Here is a 16,608-nt window from a genome sequence, read left to right as displayed (position 1 = left end):
AGGTCTGCAGCCGGGGAGGCACCCACCGTCGCCCTGGACCGCTACAGGTCGGCGGACGCGCCGATCGGCTCGAGGACGACGTCCGGGTAGTCCTTCGTGAAGTGGCCCACCTTCCACTTGTCCCCGAACACGGCGACCTTCTCGCCGTCGGACCGGGACAGGATCTCGCCGCCGCGGAAGGTCTCGGGGACGCCCTGGCTCTCGGGGGCCACGCGCATGGCGAGGGTGTAGGAGAGGTTGTCGAGCGAGGTGGGGGCGTTGAACTCGGTGCCGAGGCGCTGGGCGGCGACCTCGAACTGCAGCGCCCCGACTGCGGCGAGCACCGGCGCCTGGTCACCGCGGAGGTCGGAGCGCAGCACCTGGACCACGCCCTCGTGCTCGAGCTGCTCGATCCCGCGGCGGAACTGCTTGTACCGCCCCGGATCCTTGGCGCGCGCCACGGCGAACAGCTCGGGGGAGAAGCGGGGGATGTCCGGGAACTGCACGGGCTCCTCCGCGAAGAGGCTGTCACCGACGCGGAGGCTCGTCGCATTCACCAGCCCGACGACGTCGCCGGGCCAGGCGGTGTCCACGACCTCGCGGCTGCGGCCGAGGACGCGGTGCGCGTACTTGGTGGCGAAGGGCTTGCCGGTGCGCTGATTGGTGATGACCATGCCGCGCTCGAAGGTGCCCGAGCAGATGCGCAGGTAGGCGATGTGGTCGCGGTGGGCGCTGTCCTGGCCGGCCTGCACCTTGAAGACGAAGCCGGACATCGGTGCGTCGATGGGGCGCGGCTCGTCGTCGCGGGATGGGCGGGGCGTCGGGGAGGGCGCGACGTCCACGAGGATGTCGAGCAGCTGCGACACCCCGAAGTTCTTGGCCGCCGCGGCGAAGAGGACAGGCGTCTGGCGGGCCGCCTCGAACTCCTCGCGGTCGAACGAGCCGTTGGAGGACTCGACGAGTCCGGATTCCTCCCGCGCTTCGAGCCAGGGTCCGGCGTCACGCGGATCGAGGGCGTCGATGTCGATGTCCGTCTCTTCGGCCGCCTGCGCACCGGCCTCGACCGCCTCGAGGGCGATGGCCCGCTCGGCGCGGAGATCCAGCAGTCCCTGGAAGTGGCCCGCGATGCCGGCCGGCCACGTGAGCGGCACGGGTGTCATCCCGGTGCGCTCGCCGACGTCGTCGATCAGGCCCAGGGCGTCCAGGCCCGGCCGGTCCCATTTGTTGATGACCGTGATGATCGGGATGTTCCGTGCCTTGCAGACAGCCAGCAGCTTCACGGTCTGCGGCTCGAAGCCCTTCGCGGCGTCGATCAGCATGACGGCGGAGTCCACGGCGGCGAGGACCCGGTAGGTGTCCTCCGAGAAGTCCGCGTGCCCAGGGGTGTCCACCACGTTGAGGATGGTGTCGCGGTAGGTCAGCTGGAGGGCGGCGGAGCTGATGGAGATCCCGCGCTCCTGTTCGATGCCCATCCAGTCGGACACCGTGGCATGGCGGCTGGACTTCCCGTGCGTCACGCCGGCGTCCTGGATGGCGCGGGCCAGCAGGGCGAGGGCCTCGGTCAGCGTCGACTTGCCGGCGTCGGGGTGCGAGATGACGGCGAAGGTACGACGGCGTCCGGCTTCACGGCGGACGGCATCGGCGTCGAGGACGGGGGATTCGGTAAGCAGGGCCACGCTTCCATTGTCCCCGATCGCGCGGTGCGGCCCGTCGGGGTGCTGCCGGTGTTCGCTGTGCGCGTGGGTACCGGGGACTACCCTTGGAGGCAGATCATGGCGTGCGGCTACCGGGAGGACGTGATCGCATGACCGATCAGGTATCGGAACGACGTCCAGCCAGGGGGTCGGTCCATGCCGATCTGCTCGCGCAGTACGGACTCGGCGTGGCCCTCGGCGAGGTATTGCCGGTCGGGTCCATGCCCCAGCCCGCCGCACCTTCGGGCGCACCCGCCGCCCTCCAGAACCTCGTATCTCTCGCGGTCCAGCTCTGCTATGCCCAGTACGGCGCGATCAATGTCATCACGGAGGACGAGTTCCACCAGATCGCCGCCCTCGGCCTCGAGCCGCTCATGTGCGCACGGGAGGACTCGCTGTGCGGGCAGGTGTTCAGGTACGGGCACACCGTGGTCGTGGCGGACTGCACCGAGGATGCCCGCTTCCGCGCCAACCCCTTCGTCGACGGACGCTTCGGGGCCGTGCGTTTCTATGCGACGACGCCGCTGCTCACCACGGAGGGTGTCCCGCTGGGAACGCTCTGCATCTTCGACGAACACCCGGGCGAACTCACGGAGCAGCAGGCCGCAGGACTCGAGACGCTCGCGGCCCAGGTGGTCGACGTCCTCGACCTGCAGCTCCGGACGCGCCAGCTCGACGCCACCGTCTCGGAACTCCGCCGCAGCAACGAGCTGCTGGGCGAGTTCGCCGGGCGCATCAGCCATGACCTGCGCGGCCCGCTGACCAACGTCGTGGGGCTGGCCGAGCTCGCCGAGGACGAGCCGGCACTGCAGGAGGGGACCGCCGGCACCTACTTCAAGCGCATCGGCGCGAGTGCGCTCCGCATGTCCGCGATGGTGGAGAACCTCCTCGGCTACTCCCGGGTGGGGGGCGCCACGCGGAGGGACCCCGTGTCCCTCGCCGAGGTCGTGTCCGCGGCCGTCGACGACCTCGGGCACCATGTCGACGGCGTGCGCGTCACCGTGGACGACTTCACCGGCCATGCGGACCGCGAGCAGCTCCGGGTGCTGATCCAGAACCTGGTGGCGAATGCCGTCGCGTACGCGCGGCCCGGATTGCCGCCGAGCGTGCACATCACCGGCTCCGGCAGCCCCGCGTTCTGGCGTCTCGACGTCGCCGACAACGGGAAGGGCATCCCTGAGGAGGACTACGACCGCGTGCTCGAGCCCCTCGTCCGGCTGGAGCGCGAGGGTGATCCGGCGGGTACGGGGATCGGCCTGGCGACCTGCGTGCGGATCGCGCAGGCCCACGACGGACACCTGGCGTTCGACCGGACGCCCGGCGGCGGGCTCACGGTGCGGGTCTGGTTCGGCTCCGGGCCGGGCTGAGCAGCCGGGTCAGCCTGCGGCGTCGACCTGCAGGTGCTTCGCCAGGACATCGCGCACGGATGTCCAGTCCTGCTGCCCGTAGCGGTGGTTCGCCACATGCTGCAGTTCCGCCTCGCCGCTGAACATGCTGACGAAGTACTGCATGCCCTGCCACGCCGGGAAGGTCGCCTCCTCGTCCCTGGACAGGCGGCGACCGATCCGTGCGGCACCGGAGAGCATCGCCGTGGTGCCGGCCCACTGCGTGCCGAATGGCGTGCCGGTGAGCTCGCCCATCATCCGGGCGATGCTGCGCGCCGTGACACGGTCCCCCGCGACCTCGACGACGCGGGGTGCGGCGTCGTCGAGCGCCACGTGCGCAACGGTGCGGGCGACGTCGTCCTTGGTCGTGAAATCGAGCACCTGGTCCGGCGAGGACCAGTAGAGCACCTTCTTCCGCGCGAAGAGGATCATCGGCGCCTGGCCGGCGAGCATGTCCGCGAAGGCGCCGTTCAGCACAGCGGTGGCGCGCACCGGTGCGGCGTCCAGGTCGGCGGCGAACTCGCGGCGCAGTTCGAAGTTCCGGTTGGTGCCCGGGCTGACGCGACGGTAGTCGGCCGAGTAGTCGGACGGGATGAAGCGTGGGACTCCGGCCTCGACGGCCGCGGCGAGCAGCGCCCGCTGGGCATCGAGGATCACGGCCCGTGCGCCGCTCACCGCGGAGATGACGACATCGGCACCCGAGAGCGCGGCGACCAGGGCCGCGTGGTCCGCGTAGGCGGCCACCCTGATCTCGACGCGGTCCTGCTCGCCGTACAGGGACTGTGCGGTGCCGCTGCCCGGGCGGGTCAGCACGTGGACGACGGCGTCGGGCCGGGCGGTGAGCAGTTCGCGGACGATCCGGCGGCCGAGGTCGCCGGTGGCGCCGGCGACGAGGAGGGTGGTCATGGTGAGGTGCTCTTCTCTGTGGGGGCGGTTGCTCGGGCACCGGCGGGACGCCCGCGGGCCGAGAGGTGGGGTGTGGCGGCGGGTTGGCCTGCGCCTGGGACGGGCCCGAGGCAGGACTCGACGGCACCGGCATCGAGGGCGACGCGGGCCAGGAGGCGGCGCAGCTGCGTCTGTTCCTCGCTGCCGAGGGCTCGCAGGAGGGTTCCCTCCACGGCGCGGAGCGCAGCTCGGGCCGAGGTGAGGACCGCCCGGCCCTGATCCGTGGGGAGGACCCGGCGGATGCGGCGGTCCCGCGGGTCGGGTCGGCGCTCGACCAGCGACGCCTCCTCCAGCGCGTCGATGACATAGGTCATCGCGGTCTTGTCGATGCCGAGGCGCTGCGCGAGGACGAGCTGCGAGGCCGGGTCCTCGGTGGTGATGGCCACGAGGACCTGGTACCCGCGCGGCCCGCCGGGCACGTCGGCGACCGCACCCGTGGCGATGCGCGAGAAGCCCTGCGACATCGCCTGCACCGACCAGCCCAGCTCGGTCTCGATGCCCCCCGCATCCCAGTCGATGTCGCCGCCGCGCGGCGGGGCGGAGGGCTCGGGAGGCGAATCAGAGAAGGGTGAAGCGGTCATACCGTCAATCGTAGCAATGAAAGATGATCTTCACGTGAGACGATCTTTGGCTAGGATGATCTGACACCCGCCGGTCGGAGACCCGACCACCATCAGAAGGATCCCATGCCCGACGCACAGCCCTCCTCGACGACGGAACACCCGACCGCAGCTCTCAGGCGCGATGACCATCCCGCCGTCACGCCGTTCATCCTCGACATCCCGGAGGCGGACCTCGACGATCTCCGGCGGCGCATCCTGGCCACGCGCTGGCCGGACCGCGAGACGGTGCCGGACACGACGCAGGGGCCACGGCTGGAGAAGCTCCAGGCCCTGGCGGACCACTGGGCATCCGCCTACGACTGGCGCCGGACCGAGGGGGTGCTCAATGCCTGGGGCCAGTTCACCACCAGCATCGACGGCCTCGACATCCACTTCGTGCACGTCCGCTCCGGCATCCCCGGCGCCCGCGCCCTTCTGCTGACCCACGGCTGGCCCGGGTCCGTCCTGGAGTTCCGGCACGCCGTCGGGCCCCTGACGGATCCCGAAGCCCATGGCGGCGACGCAGCGGACGCCTTCGACGTCATCATCCCGAGCCTGCCCGGCTTCGGCTTCTCGGGCCGGCCCACCGGAGCCGGCTGGGACGCACAGCGAACGGCCAGGGCCTGGGCCGTGCTGATGGAGCGGCTCGGCTACGCCCGCTGGTTCGCGCAGGGCGGTGACCTCGGGGCGTCCGTCACGACCGAACTCGCCTCTCTGGAGCAGTCCGAGGGCATCGGCCTGGCCGGCATCCACCTGAACATGGCGCTCTTCATGCCGTCCGAGGAGGAGATGCGGGCGGCGTCGGAAGAGGAACAGGCGATGCTGCAGGAGGGCGGGTACTACTGGCAGACCCTCTCCGCCTACTCGCAGCAGATGGCTACACGGCCCCAGACGATCGGCTATCCGCTCGCCGACTCGCCCGTCGGCCTGGCGGCCTGGATCTATGCGATGTTCCAGGACGTGGGCGGTGCGCACGGACGGCACGGGGATGCGGAGGCGATCTTCACCCTCGACGAGATGCTCGACGACATCATGCTCTACTGGCTCCCGAACACCGCGGCGTCGGCAGCGCGCTTCTACTGGGAGTCCGGCAGGAACGGCTGGGCGACTCCTGGGACGCTCGAGGACCCGCTGACCCTGCCCGTGGGACTCAGCATCATGCCGGGCGAGTACGTCCGCCGGTCCCGGCGCTGGGCCGAGCGGCGGTACACGAACCTCGTGCACTTCTCCGAGGTGGCGGACGGCGGCCACTTCGCCGTGCTCGAGCAGCCGGAGCTGCTCGTCGACGACATCCGCGCGACGTTCCGTTCGCTGCGCTGATCGACCGGTGCCGCCGGGCTGCGATGCTGCGGCGCCGGGCGCCCCGGGAGGAAGTGCCGGACCCGGTGACGCGCGGCGCGCGGGCTGTGGCGCGGCCGTGGCGGGATCTCCCACCGGTCACGGCGCGGAAGGCCTGATCGGCGCTCCGCCCCGCGACCGGAGGGTGCCGCCGGGTCGGGCGTCCGGTGGTCTGGCCGCGAGCCCCTCGACGGGTGCCGGCCGCGCAGAGCGGTGGTCCGCTCAGTCGGCCGCGAGCCCCGCGACGGGTGCCGGCCGCGCAGAGCGGTGGTCCGCTCAGTCGGCCGCGAGCCCCGCGACGGGTGACAGCCGCGCAGCGCGGCGGGCCGGCAGCACCGAGGCCAGGAGCCCGGCCGCGACGGCGACGGCCAGGACCGCGCCGATCTGTCCGATCGGCACCGCGGGAGCGACCGCCGTGATGCCGCCGAGGGCCGACTGCGTGCCCAACCACCCGTACAGGATGCCGAGGCCGGATCCCAGCAGCGCGGCGACGCCCGCGATGAGGACGGCCTCGACCGCGAGCATGCCGCGCAGCTGCCCGCGCGTCAGCCCGAGTGCGCGCAGCAGCGAGTTCTCGCGGCGCCGCTCCAGGACGGACAGGGACAGCGTGTTGGCGACGCCGATGAGCGCGATCAGCACGGCGACGGCCAGCAGGGCCGTCACGATCAGCAGCATGACGTCGATGATCTGGTTGTATGCCAGGCGCTCGATCACCGCCCCGGACACGTTGTACTCCGAGACCCCCGTCGCGGTCACGATCTCCGCCTGCAGGTCGGCCGCGGCCGTACCGTCGAGCCCGTCGACGAGCCTGAGCCAGAACGTGGCGCCGATGTACTCGGCGAGAGTCCCGTCCCGCAGGGCCTCCGGTGGCGCGGACGCCGGGTCGAGGCTCGGCCCGAGGAGCGTGGCGAGGGCGTCCGGTGGGGTCCCTCCGAGCTGCTCGGCCGTCGCCGTCGTGATGAGCGGGAGGAAGAACGCGGCGTCCGTCGACGTGACCGGCAGCGTCGCGGGGCCGTTCCCGCCGTCGAGCGTGACCTCGTCCTGCTCCCAGGACTGCGGAGCGAGCACCTCGCCGTCCATCAGCTCCAGGCCCTCGGCGCGCAGCACGCCCGCCACGTCGGCCGGATCGGCGGAGTAGACGAGCAGTTCGCCGTCCTCGGCGCTGGTGAGCATGACGGGAGTGACCTCGACGGCATCGAGCACGCCGTCGACCGCGAGAAGGGTCCGTGCGTCGACGGTGATCCGCCCGGCTTCCGCAGGGGTCGCCGTCGCGCTTCCCGGCCCGGTGACCTGGAGGTCCACGGCATAGTTCGCTTCGAGTTCGCGGTCGAAGGACGTGCGTGCCGTCTGGGCGCCGACCATCATCATCGTCACGAGGGTGACGCCGACCATCAGTGCCGCGGAGGACGCCGTGGTCCGCGCGGGGTTGCGCACGGCGTTGACCGAGGCGAGAGACCCCGGGACCCCGAGTGGGCGGGCGAGGCGGCCGATCGCCGCGACGCTCGCCGGGACGAAGAACGGCGCGAGGAGGATGACGCCGAGGAAGGAGAGGGCGCCACCGACGAGTGCCGGCACGAGGGCCACTGTCACTGCGCCGAAGGCGAGGAGCGCGCCGCCGAGGAGCAGTGCCACGAGACCGAGGGCGAGCCTGGTCCGGCCGCTCCTGCTGCCGGCCGCCGGCGGTTCGGCGGGACGCAGTGCGGCGAGGGGTGCCACCCTCGTCGCGGCCCGCGCGGGGACGAGCGCGGCGAGGACCGTCATCAGGACTCCGACGCCGATACCGATGACGACGGCGGAGGGCGGTACCGCCAGCACCGCGAAGGATCCGAAGGAGGTCCGCCCCGCGAGGCCGACGAGGGCGGCCATGACCCCGACGGCCAGCAGCACGCCGAGTACGGACGCCACCAGGCCCACGACGGCTGCCTCGACCAGCACCGAGGTGCGTACCTGCCGCCGTTCGGCCCCGATGCAGCGCAGGAGGGCCAGCTCCCGTGTGCGCTGGGCGACGAGGACGGAGAAGGTGTTCGAGATGACGAGGGCCGCGACGATCACGGCCACCGCAGCGAAGGCGAGGAGGATGCCGGTGAGGATGTCGCCTCCGCTCGAGAGCTGGGCGACGTCCGCCGTCGTCTGCTCGAGGGCCGTGCGGACCGTGAACGTCCCCGGGTCCGATCCCGCGGGACCCTCGTCCGCGGTCGCGGCGGCCGCGGCCTCGTCCAGCACGGACAGGGCCGCAGCCGTCACCGCCTGCTCGTCCGCGCCGGGCAGGAGGGCGAGCTGCACGTTGCGGACGGACGCGGTTCCGCCGTTGCTCCCGCGCACCACCTCCGGTGAGGCGAGGACCTGGACGACGCCGGACAGGCTGGGATCGGGGCTCGGGGCGTGGAGGCCCGTGACCCTGAGCGGCCCGGCCGCCGGCGACCCCTGCGCGTCGGGGACACCGTCGAGCGCCACGGTGTCCCCCGGGGTGATGCCGAGCCGCTCGGCGGAGACCTCGTCGACCAGGACCTCCTCCGGAGCCTGAGGAGAGGATCCGCTGGAGACCGTCGAGTTCTCGAGTGCCGCCGGAGCGGTCGTGGTGAGCGCGGCCAGCGACGTCTGGGCGCCCGTGGCCAGCTGGGCGTAGGTGCGTTCCTGGCCGTACGCCGCCTCGACGCCGTCAAGCCCGGCGAGGGGCGCCACGGCATCGGCGGGGACGGGGGTGCCGTCCAGCCCCGTGACCACGAGGTCCGCCCTGGCGTAGGAGGCGCCGATGCTCTCCCGGAGGCTGGCGTTGGTAGTCGCGTTCACCATGAGGGTCGCGGAGAGGAAGGCGACGCCGAGCACCACGGCGAGGCCGACGGCCACGAAGCGGCGCGCGTGCATGCGGATCTGCGCGAGGGCTACCTGCAGCACGTCAGGCACCCAGCTTCGCGAGTGCGCCGAGAATGGCGTCCGGGGTCGACTGCTGCAGTTCGCCCACGAGCGTGCCGTCCTTCATGAGGACCACGCGATCGGCGTAGGACGCCGCCATGGGGTCGTGCGTGACCATGATGATGCTCTGTCCCATCTCGCGGCAGCTGCGCCGGAGCAGGGACAGGACCTCGGCGCCGGTCGCGGAATCGAGGTTCCCGGTCGGTTCGTCGCCGAAGATCACGTCGGGCCGCGTGAGCAGCGCGCGGGCGACGGCGACGCGCTGCTGCTGGCCGCCGGACAGTTCGTGGGGGCGGTGGGACAGGCGGTCGGTGAGGCCGAGCGTCGAGGCGATCTGCTGCAGCCAGGTGGAGTCGACGTGACCGCCGGCGAGGGCCACCGGTAGGGTGATGTTCTGTTTCGCGGTGAGCGTGGGGACGAGGTTGAAGGCCTGGAAGACGAACCCGACGTGGTCCCGGCGCAGGCGCGTGAGATCGGCGTCGGGAAGGTCCGTGATGTCCGTCCCGCCGATCCACAGCCGCCCGGCGTCCACCGAGTCCAGGCCGGCGAGGCAGTGCATGAGCGTCGACTTCCCCGAGCCGGACGGGCCCATGATCGCGGTGAAGCGCCCCCGCTCGAAGTCGAGGGAGACATCGCGGAGCGCGTGCACCGCCGTCTCGCCGCGGCCGTAGCTCTTGGACACGCCGCGTGCGGCGACGGCGCTGCCGCTCGGGACGTCGACGGTGTCGGGGGCGCCGACGGCGCCGGGCGGATTCACAGGAGTATTCGTGGACGTGGTCATCCTCCTACGCTAGGGAGCTTCCGGGCCGCGCGAATCAGCACAGGGGCCGGGGTTCGCCGGCCGCGGCTCATACTGCGGGATGAGGCACGGCCGCCCCACGACTGCCCGGCTCGGCAGTGCGCGGTCCCCCTGCTACGGTGGCGCCGCCGAGCCGAGTGCCCCGCTCAGTGCTCCGTCGTCGTCCGCCCTGTCGCTACCGGTGCGCCGCCACGCAGGCTCCAGGCCGCGAGGACCGATGCGCCGATCATCAGCAGGGCTGCGATCCCCGAGGTGACCGTCACCCCGCTGTCGAAGGCGTGGAACGCCGAGTCACGCAGCAGCGACGCGTTGCCCGTGCCGAGCTGCGACGCGACCTCGACGGCGCCACCGAGCGTCTCGGTCGCCGAGTCCGCCTGGGCCGAGGTGAGGCCCGCGGGCAGCAGCAGGTTCCGTTGGTAGGAAGCGAGCAGGATGCTGCCGAGCACGGCCGTCCCGAGCACCGAGCCGACCTCGTACGCGGTCTCCGACACGGCCGACGCCGCCCCCGCCTTCGCCGCAGGGACGGTCGAGAGAATGAGGTCATTCGAGACGGTCTCGGAGGCGCCCACGCCGATGCCGAGGACCACGAAGGCGATCATGAGGAAGCCGGCAGAACCGCCTTCGCCGAGCAGGGCCAGCATGGCGTAGGCGAGCGCGGAGAACAGGAGGGAGACCGAGACGACGACGTGCGGCGGCAGGCGCCGGGCCACGGGTACGACGGCGAGGCCCGCGACGATGGTCACGAGGAGCCCCGGCAGCAGGACGAGGCCGGCGTCGAGCGGGGTGTACCCGAGCACGAGCTGCAGGTGCTGCGAGACGAAGAACAGGAACCCGACGAGCGAGAAGATCGCCAGGAGGTTGACCAGCACCGCGCCGGAGAACGCACGGATGGTGAACAGCCTCACGTCCAGCATCGGATCCCGTCGCTGGAGCTGGCGCACCACGAACGCGGTGCCGGCTGCGATCCCGATGAACGCCGCCGTGACGGATACCAGCAACGGACCGCCCTTGGCGAGGTTCTTGATGGCGTAGACCACGGGGAGCATGGTGGCGATCGAGAGCACGATCCCGGCGTAGTCCACGCGTCCCGGGTTCGCATCCCTCGATTCAGGCACGACGGCGGGCGTCAGGGCGAGCATCAGCAGCAGGACGGGCACGGCGAGCAGGAAGACGGAGCCCCACCAGAAATGCTCGAGGAGCAGTCCGCCCAGCAGCGGCCCGAGAGCCGCCCCGGCGGAGAAGCCCGCAGCCCACACCGCAATGGCGATGCGCCGCTGGTTGCGGTCGGTGAAGATGTTGCGGATCAGCGACAGCGTGGAGGGCATGAGCATCGCGCCGAAGACGCCGAGCCCCACACGGGAGGCCAGCAGGAACTCCGCCGTGGGTGCGAAGGCTGCTGCCACCGAGAACAGGGCGAAGCCCGCGGCTCCGATCATCAGGAGCCGGCGACGGCCGAAGCGGTCGCCGAAACTGCCCATCGCCACGAGGAGTCCCGCCAGGACCAGCGGATAGCTGTCGACGATCCACAGCAGCATCGTCCCGCTGGTCGCGAAGTGACGCGAGATCTCGGGCAGGGCGAAGCTCAGGACGGTGTTGTCGACGGAGACCAGCAGCACCGGCAGCATCAGCACGGCCAGGGCGAACCAGGCGCGACGGTCGGCGGTGGGGGCCAGGGAAGGGGAAGGGGTGTGAACGGCACGCGGATTCACCCCGGTCGGACGTGCGGAGGAGGACGGAGTGGTGGTCATCGGTCCAAGCTATACCGTCCAGCCGGTACAGTACAACAAACGTGACGGGTATCATGAGGGAGTGTCCAGTTCCCGCGAGCGCATCCTCGACAGCTTCGAGGACGCGCTGATCCGCGACGGTGAGAGGGCTGCCACCATGGAGGCCGTCGCCGCCGCTGCGGAGGTGTCGAAGGGTGGACTCCTCTATCACTTCCCGTCGAAGGAAGCGCTCGTCGAGGGCCTCGCGCACCGACTCCGGGCTCTCGCCGATCGTGACCGCGATGCGATGACCGCAGCCCCGGACGGCGCCGCGCGATACTACGTGCGAACCTCCGTGTTCGAGGACAGCGCCTTGGATCGTGCCCTCGTCTCCATGGCCCGACTGGCCCAGCAGGGCCACCCGACGGCCAAGGTGTCCCTCGCCGACATCCAGGAGCGGTGGCTCGACGCCCTCGAGGCCCAGCTCGGCGACCGCACCACGGCCCGGGCGGTCAAACTGCTCGGCGACGGCCTCTACTACGACGCGGCGTTCTTCGCGTCGGCGGGATCAGGTCGCACGAGCGAGCGGGAGATCCGGGATCTCCTCGACGTCGTCGACCTCATCGTGTCGAGGCGCAGCGCGGGCGCAGCCACGGGCTGACGCCTCGCCCGTGACTCCGGCTACTGTCCGCAGCCGCGGTGCCTCACTACAGTTGGCCCTGCATGCACGTCCCGGGCAGGTCCCGCAGGCCGCGCCCGCACATGATCCGCCGGCAGGTCCGGCGGACGCCCTCCACCGGCACGTCCAGCAGGCACATCACGCACGCACACCGAGCACAAGGGGACGCATCACATGATCAAGGGATTCCGGGATTTCATCCTGCGGGGCAACGTCATCGAGCTGGCGATCGCCGTGGTGATCGGGAGCGCCTTCACCGCCCTGGTCGGGGCGTTCACGGCGAACATCATCAACCCGGTCATCGCCTCGGCGGGCGGGGTCGACGCCGCCGGCTGGGGCTTCCCGATCCGACCGGGCAACGACGCCACCTTCGTGGACGTCGGCGCCGTCGTCACCGCGATCATCACGTTCCTGATCACCGCGGCCGTCGTCTACTTCCTCTTCGTGGTGCCGATGAACCGTGCGAACGCCCGGTTGCGCTCCCTCTCGGCCCCGCAGGAACCGGAGGAGGAGCCCACTCCCGTGGACATCGCTCTCCTGACCGAGATGCGGGACCTCCTCAAGGAGATGTCGGCGAGGGACGCGCGGCCATGAGTGGCGACACGGAGGGGGGTGCCGCCCGCGGAAGCGTGCCGCTGCGGGCAACCGTCCGGATCGGCGTCGTCGCGGTGGTCGTGCTGGCCGTCGTCTCGACCTTCCTCGACACGGCGTCCAGGACGACGATCAACCCGTTCAACTTCTTCGGCTTCTTCACGATGCAGAGCAACATCATGGCGGCGGTGATCCTCCTGCTGGCCGCAGTCCTGCAGCTGCGGATGACTCCGGGTCCGGAGTGGCTCGTCCCCGTCCGGGCGGCCATCACCACGTACATGTTCGTCGTGGGTGTGGTGTACAACCTGTTGCTCGCGGGCCTGGCCGGCGGCGTGGAACTCGCCTGGGCCAACTGGGTGCTGCACGTGACGTTCCCGATCTACGCGGTACTCGACTGGTTGTGCACCACCGATCGCCGGCCGCTCTCCTATCGGGTCATCCGGCTGATCCTCGTGTATCCGCTCGTCTGGGCCGTCGTGGTGCTGATCCGTGGGGCCACGGACGGATGGGTGCCCTACCCGTTCCTCGATCCGGCCACGGGGTACGCCTCCGTGCTGCTGTATGTCGTGGCGATCGCCCTGACGTTCGCGGCGTTCGGCGCCCTCGTCATCCTCGTCAGCCGGAGCCTTCCACCCCTCGGCTCGCTGCTCGACGGTCGGGCCGGAAGGGCGGCCGGCAAGCCCTGAGTGTCGTATCCCCGGCTCAGCGCCGGGTGGTCGCCAGGTCCGAGGTGGACGGTCCCTCGAGCAGTGTGCCGTCCGCGGTGAAGCGCGAGCCGTGCAGCGGGCAGTCCCAGGATCGTTCGGCGTCGTTCCAGGACAGGATCCCTTTCAGGTGCGGGCAGACGGCCGAGACGCGGTGCTGCACGCCGTCGACGGTGCAGATGCCGATCGGTCGCGCGCCCTCGCGGATCACCCTTCCCTCTCCCTCGCCCGGGGTGGAGGTGCCGCTCTTCGCGAGGCCGGACAGCCATCCGGTGACCAGTTCCAGACCGACCACGGCGTTCGCCTGCGCGGTCTGGAGGGCATCCGCCGGGCTGACCTTCGTCCGGTAGAGCGTCGCCGCCCAGGGCATGTTGCCGCCCAGGATCTCCCCGGCGAGGGCGAGGGAGGCGGCGACCGCGTTGGTCATGCCCCACTTGTTGTAGCCCGTCGCGGCATAGATGTGTCCGCCGCCCGCCGGGACCTTCCCGACATACGGGACGGACGCCGCGGGCGTGTAGTCCTGCGCCGACCAGGCGTAGGCGCGCCTGGCCGTGGGGAAGTACTCCTTGGCCCAGCGCGTGAGACCGTCCACCTTGGCTTGGGTGTTCGAACTGTGGCCCACCTTGTGGCCGTTCCCGCCGACGATCAGATATTTCGTCCCGTCCACCAGGGCGGTCCGCAGCGACCGGGTCGGGGAGTCGGCGCTCAGGTACATGTCCTCGGGGACGTCGTCCTCGACCGTCAGCGCAACACAGTAGGAACGCATGGGCTGCAGGACGGCGAAGTACCCGCCGCGGTCCAGGACGGGGATCCCGGTGGCCAGCACCACGTTCGACGCCGTGACCGGGCCCGCGCTCGTAGCCAGTTCCACGTCCGGCGAGTCGCTCTTCACGACCCCCCGGACCCGGACGCCCTCCACCAGTACGCCGCCGTGCCGCCTGAACTCGGCGGCCAGGCCGGCGAGGACCTCCAGGGGGTGGAACTGCGCCTGGTCCTTGAGCCGGAGGGTCTTCCGCACGGGGAAGGGGAGGGTGGCGGAATTGCCGAGCTCGGTCACGAGGCCGGCGGTCGTGCACGCCTCGTGTTCGGCGACGAGTCTCCGTGCTCCGGTGTCCGTGGTGGCGTAGTCGACGGCGTCGCGGGTCTCGTAGGCGATGCCGTGCTCGTCGCAGAACCGCAGGAGCCAGCTCTGGCCCTCGCGGTTACCGGTGACGTAGGCGCGCGCCAGCTCGGCGTCGTGGTGCTCCAGGATGGTCGACATGCTGGTGCCCTGCAGCAGCGAGAGCTTGGCCGTGGTGTTGCCCGTGGTGACTGCCCCGGTGGTCCGTGCCTCGAGGACGGCGACGCGATGCCCTGCGCGGGCCAGCAGCAGCGCCGTCGTGAGGCCGGTGAGGCCCGCGCCCACCACCACCGCATCGAACGCGCTTCCCTCCTGCAGCGCATCCGACGGGATGGGCGGCGCGGTGTCGAGCCAGAGCGATCTCATGGGCTTCCCTTCGGGAGTCGGCCGGTGCCTCCACCGAACCACTCAGCATGCTTACAGTCAAGCATCGGAAAGCCTGTCGGAGGAGGGCACTAGCATGGCGTCCCATGACCGCCCGCACCAGGAAGGCAGGCCCTGTGCACGTCCGTCTCGTCCTCCCCCACCAGCTCTTCGAGGAACACCTCGATGCACCCGAGGGCACGCTCTTCGTGTTCCTCGAGGATGACCTCCTGTTCCGCAGCCTCCGGTTCCACCAGCAGAAACTCGTCCTGCACCGCGCGGGGATGACCATCTTCGCGCGGCGCGCGGAAGCCGCCGGGTACGAGGTGCACTATGTGGACACCTCGGCGGACACCCCGAGCCAGGAGCGTCTCGCCGCCGCCCTGGCCGGGTGCGGAGCGACCGTCGTGACCTACTACGACGTCGTCGACGACTGGCTCGACCGGCGGCTGACGCAGACGCTCGCCGACGCCGGCGTCGAGGTCCACGTGCTCGAGACGCCGCAGTTCATCACCGACCGCGAGGTCCTCGGCACCTACTTCTCCTCGCACACCTGGCGGATGCAGACGTTCTACGAGTGGCAGCGCAAGCGGCTCGGCATCATGGTGGGCCCCGACGGGTCCCCGGAGGGCGGGCGGTGGAGTTACGACACGGAGAACCGCAAGAAGCTGCCGAAGAAGATCGAGCTGCCGGACCTGCCGGAATTCGACCGGCGGCCGGAGGTCCGGGACGCCATCACCTGGGTCGCCGCAGAGTTCCCCGACAATCCCGGGAACGCGGAGTCCTTCAACTGGCCCGTGACCCATCGGCAGGCCTTCGACGCCCTCGAGTCCTTCCTCGCGGAGCGGTTCGAGCTGTTCGGTCCGTACGAGGACTCGATCGCCGTCGGGCAGACCTACCTGTTCCACTCCGCCCTGAGTTCCAGCATGAACACCGGACTCCTCAACCCCGTGGAGGTCGTGGACCTCGCGCTCGATTTCGCCGGGCGCCACGGCACGCCCATCGCGAGCGTGGAGGGTTTCGTCCGGCAGGTCATCGGCTGGCGGGAGTACATCCGGGCCTCCTACGTGCTGCGGGGCAGGGAGATGCGCACCGGGAACACCCTCGGGTTCACCGCGGATCTGGACGAGCGCTGGTGGACCGGTGACACCGGGCTCGAACCGGTCGACTCCGTCATCACGCGCATCCTCGACACGGCCTACGCGCACCACATCGAGCGCCTCATGATCCTCGGCAACGCGGCGCTGCTGATGCGCGCCAAGCCCGACGCCGTCTACGAGTGGTTCATGGAGATGTTCATCGATGCGTACGACTGGGTGATGGTGCCCAACGTCTACGCCATGAGCCAGTACGCGGCCGGCACCATGATCACCACGAAGCCCTACGTCAGCGGCAGCAACTACATCCGGAAGATGAGCGACTTCGGCGAGGGCCCCTGGCGGTTCAGCTGGGATGCCCTGTACTGGGAGTTCGTGGCCGACCATCGGGAGCTCTTCGCCCGCAACCCGCGCTCGCGGATGAGCGTGAACCTGCTGGACAAGATGGACACCGAACGGCGCGTGTCCCTGCGCGGCGAGGCCGCCCGCTGGATCCCCGGCAGAGGATCGGGACCGACCGCGGAGGACGGCGTCGGCGGGGCGGGGAACGACGCCGGGACGCAGCCGGCCCGGACCCCCACGAAGGCGCGCGCACCCCTCGAGGAGGAACCGTCGTCCGGGGAGCGGTCCGCTGTCGAGCGTCGGATGGCGCAGGCGACGTCGATGACGGAGGCCACGCTGCCCGGCCTATAG

The 16,608-nt window shown here is 70.9% G+C and carries 13 protein-coding genes; 6 read left to right on the top strand and 7 right to left on the bottom strand.

Features of this window, described 5'->3' with window-relative positions; all coding sequences use genetic code 11:
• Positions 1-41 precede the first annotated feature (41 nt).
• Complete coding sequence (locus tag NVV32_RS16100; protein ID WP_422390837.1) at positions 42-1,655, bottom strand: peptide chain release factor 3; 1,614 nt, start codon at positions 1,653-1,655, stop codon at positions 42-44.
• Positions 1,656-1,783: 128 nt separating this feature from the next.
• Between NVV32_RS16100 and NVV32_RS16095 the strand changes: the two genes are divergently transcribed.
• A complete protein-coding gene (locus tag NVV32_RS16095) occupies positions 1,784-3,040 on the top strand; it encodes a GAF domain-containing sensor histidine kinase (protein WP_422390836.1) in 1,257 nt (418 codons plus the stop codon).
• Positions 3,041-3,049: 9 nt separating this feature from the next.
• Here the strand turns inward: NVV32_RS16095 and NVV32_RS16090 are convergent, their stop codons facing one another.
• Entirely contained in the window at positions 3,050-3,964 is a 915-nt protein-coding gene (locus NVV32_RS16090) for an NmrA family NAD(P)-binding protein (protein WP_422390835.1), read from the bottom strand.
• A complete protein-coding gene (locus tag NVV32_RS16085; protein ID WP_422390834.1) occupies positions 3,961-4,584 on the bottom strand; it encodes a MarR family winged helix-turn-helix transcriptional regulator in 624 nt (207 codons plus the stop codon). The genes NVV32_RS16090 and NVV32_RS16085 overlap by 4 nt, the downstream gene beginning before the upstream one ends.
• A gap of 105 nt (positions 4,585-4,689) precedes the next feature.
• Here NVV32_RS16085 and NVV32_RS16080 point away from each other — a divergent pair, with 105 nt between their 5' ends.
• Positions 4,690-5,925: an epoxide hydrolase family protein gene (locus tag NVV32_RS16080; RefSeq protein WP_422390833.1), complete on the top strand. Its 1,236-nt coding sequence runs from the start codon at positions 4,690-4,692 to the stop codon at positions 5,923-5,925.
• A gap of 294 nt (positions 5,926-6,219) precedes the next feature.
• On the opposite strand, the gene NVV32_RS16075 is transcribed toward NVV32_RS16080, so the two are convergent.
• The 3 genes from NVV32_RS16075 to NVV32_RS16065 form a co-directional block, all read right to left on the bottom strand.
• Entirely contained in the window at positions 6,220-8,838 is a 2,619-nt protein-coding gene (locus NVV32_RS16075) for an ABC transporter permease (protein ID WP_422390832.1), read from the bottom strand.
• Position 8,839: 1 nt separating this feature from the next.
• Positions 8,840-9,637, bottom strand: a complete 798-nt coding sequence (locus tag NVV32_RS16070) for an ABC transporter ATP-binding protein (RefSeq protein ID WP_422390831.1) — start codon at positions 9,635-9,637, stop codon at positions 8,840-8,842.
• A gap of 164 nt (positions 9,638-9,801) precedes the next feature.
• The gene (locus tag NVV32_RS16065) at positions 9,802-11,403 is read right to left on the bottom strand and encodes an MFS transporter (protein WP_422390830.1); all 1,602 of its coding nucleotides are present in this window, start codon (positions 11,401-11,403) and stop codon (positions 9,802-9,804) included.
• 61 nt (positions 11,404-11,464) lie between these two features.
• Here NVV32_RS16065 and NVV32_RS16060 point away from each other — a divergent pair, with 61 nt between their 5' ends.
• From NVV32_RS16060 to NVV32_RS16050, 3 genes are all read left to right on the top strand, one after another.
• Positions 11,465-12,022, top strand: a complete 558-nt coding sequence (locus tag NVV32_RS16060) for a TetR family transcriptional regulator (RefSeq protein WP_422390829.1) — start codon at positions 11,465-11,467, stop codon at positions 12,020-12,022.
• Positions 12,023-12,214: 192 nt separating this feature from the next.
• A complete protein-coding gene (mscL, locus tag NVV32_RS16055; RefSeq protein ID WP_055766590.1) occupies positions 12,215-12,634 on the top strand; it encodes a large conductance mechanosensitive channel protein MscL in 420 nt (139 codons plus the stop codon).
• A complete protein-coding gene (locus NVV32_RS16050; RefSeq protein WP_422390828.1) occupies positions 12,631-13,317 on the top strand; it encodes a Pr6Pr family membrane protein in 687 nt (228 codons plus the stop codon). Before mscL ends, NVV32_RS16050 begins: the two co-directional genes overlap by 4 nt.
• Positions 13,318-13,333: 16 nt before the next feature.
• Here NVV32_RS16050 and NVV32_RS16045 read toward each other — a convergent pair whose 3' ends face one another.
• Positions 13,334-14,821 carry an FAD-dependent oxidoreductase gene (locus NVV32_RS16045; protein WP_422390827.1) on the bottom strand — a complete coding sequence of 496 codons (1,488 nt, stop codon included), beginning with the start codon at positions 14,819-14,821 and terminating at the stop codon, positions 13,334-13,336.
• Between the two features lie 104 nt (positions 14,822-14,925).
• Here NVV32_RS16045 and NVV32_RS16040 point away from each other — a divergent pair, with 104 nt between their 5' ends.
• Complete coding sequence (locus tag NVV32_RS16040; RefSeq protein ID WP_422390826.1) at positions 14,926-16,608, top strand: cryptochrome/photolyase family protein; 1,683 nt, start codon at positions 14,926-14,928, stop codon at positions 16,606-16,608.

The sequence above is a fragment of the Arthrobacter sp. N1 genome, from assembly GCF_048288285.1.
In the GTDB taxonomy this organism is placed as follows: domain Bacteria; phylum Actinomycetota; class Actinomycetes; order Actinomycetales; family Micrococcaceae; genus Arthrobacter_D.
The sequence above is the reverse complement of the archived record's forward strand: the minus strand, read 5'-3'. Positions and strand labels throughout refer to the sequence as shown.

Excerpts from the sequence above, each read along its gene's own strand:
- NVV32_RS16095 (WP_422390836.1), top strand. The coding sequence starts at position 1,784 with ATGACCGATCAGGTATCGGAACGACGTCCAGCCAGGGGGTCGGTCCAT.
- NVV32_RS16090 (WP_422390835.1), bottom strand. The coding sequence starts at position 3,964 with ATGACCACCCTCCTCGTCGCCGGCGCCACCGGCGACCTCGGCCGCCGG.
- NVV32_RS16085 (WP_422390834.1), bottom strand. The coding sequence starts at position 4,584 with ATGACCGCTTCACCCTTCTCTGATTCGCCTCCCGAGCCCTCCGCCCCG.
- NVV32_RS16080 (WP_422390833.1), top strand. The coding sequence starts at position 4,690 with ATGCCCGACGCACAGCCCTCCTCGACGACGGAACACCCGACCGCAGCT.
- NVV32_RS16070 (WP_422390831.1), bottom strand. The coding sequence starts at position 9,637 with ATGACCACGTCCACGAATACTCCTGTGAATCCGCCCGGCGCCGTCGGC.
- NVV32_RS16065 (WP_422390830.1), bottom strand. The coding sequence starts at position 11,403 with ATGACCACCACTCCGTCCTCCTCCGCACGTCCGACCGGGGTGAATCCG.
- mscL (WP_055766590.1), top strand. The coding sequence starts at position 12,215 with ATGATCAAGGGATTCCGGGATTTCATCCTGCGGGGCAACGTCATCGAG.
- NVV32_RS16050 (WP_422390828.1), top strand. The coding sequence starts at position 12,631 with ATGAGTGGCGACACGGAGGGGGGTGCCGCCCGCGGAAGCGTGCCGCTG.
- NVV32_RS16045 (WP_422390827.1), bottom strand. The coding sequence starts at position 14,821 with ATGAGATCGCTCTGGCTCGACACCGCGCCGCCCATCCCGTCGGATGCG.
- NVV32_RS16040 (WP_422390826.1), top strand. The coding sequence starts at position 14,926 with ATGACCGCCCGCACCAGGAAGGCAGGCCCTGTGCACGTCCGTCTCGTC.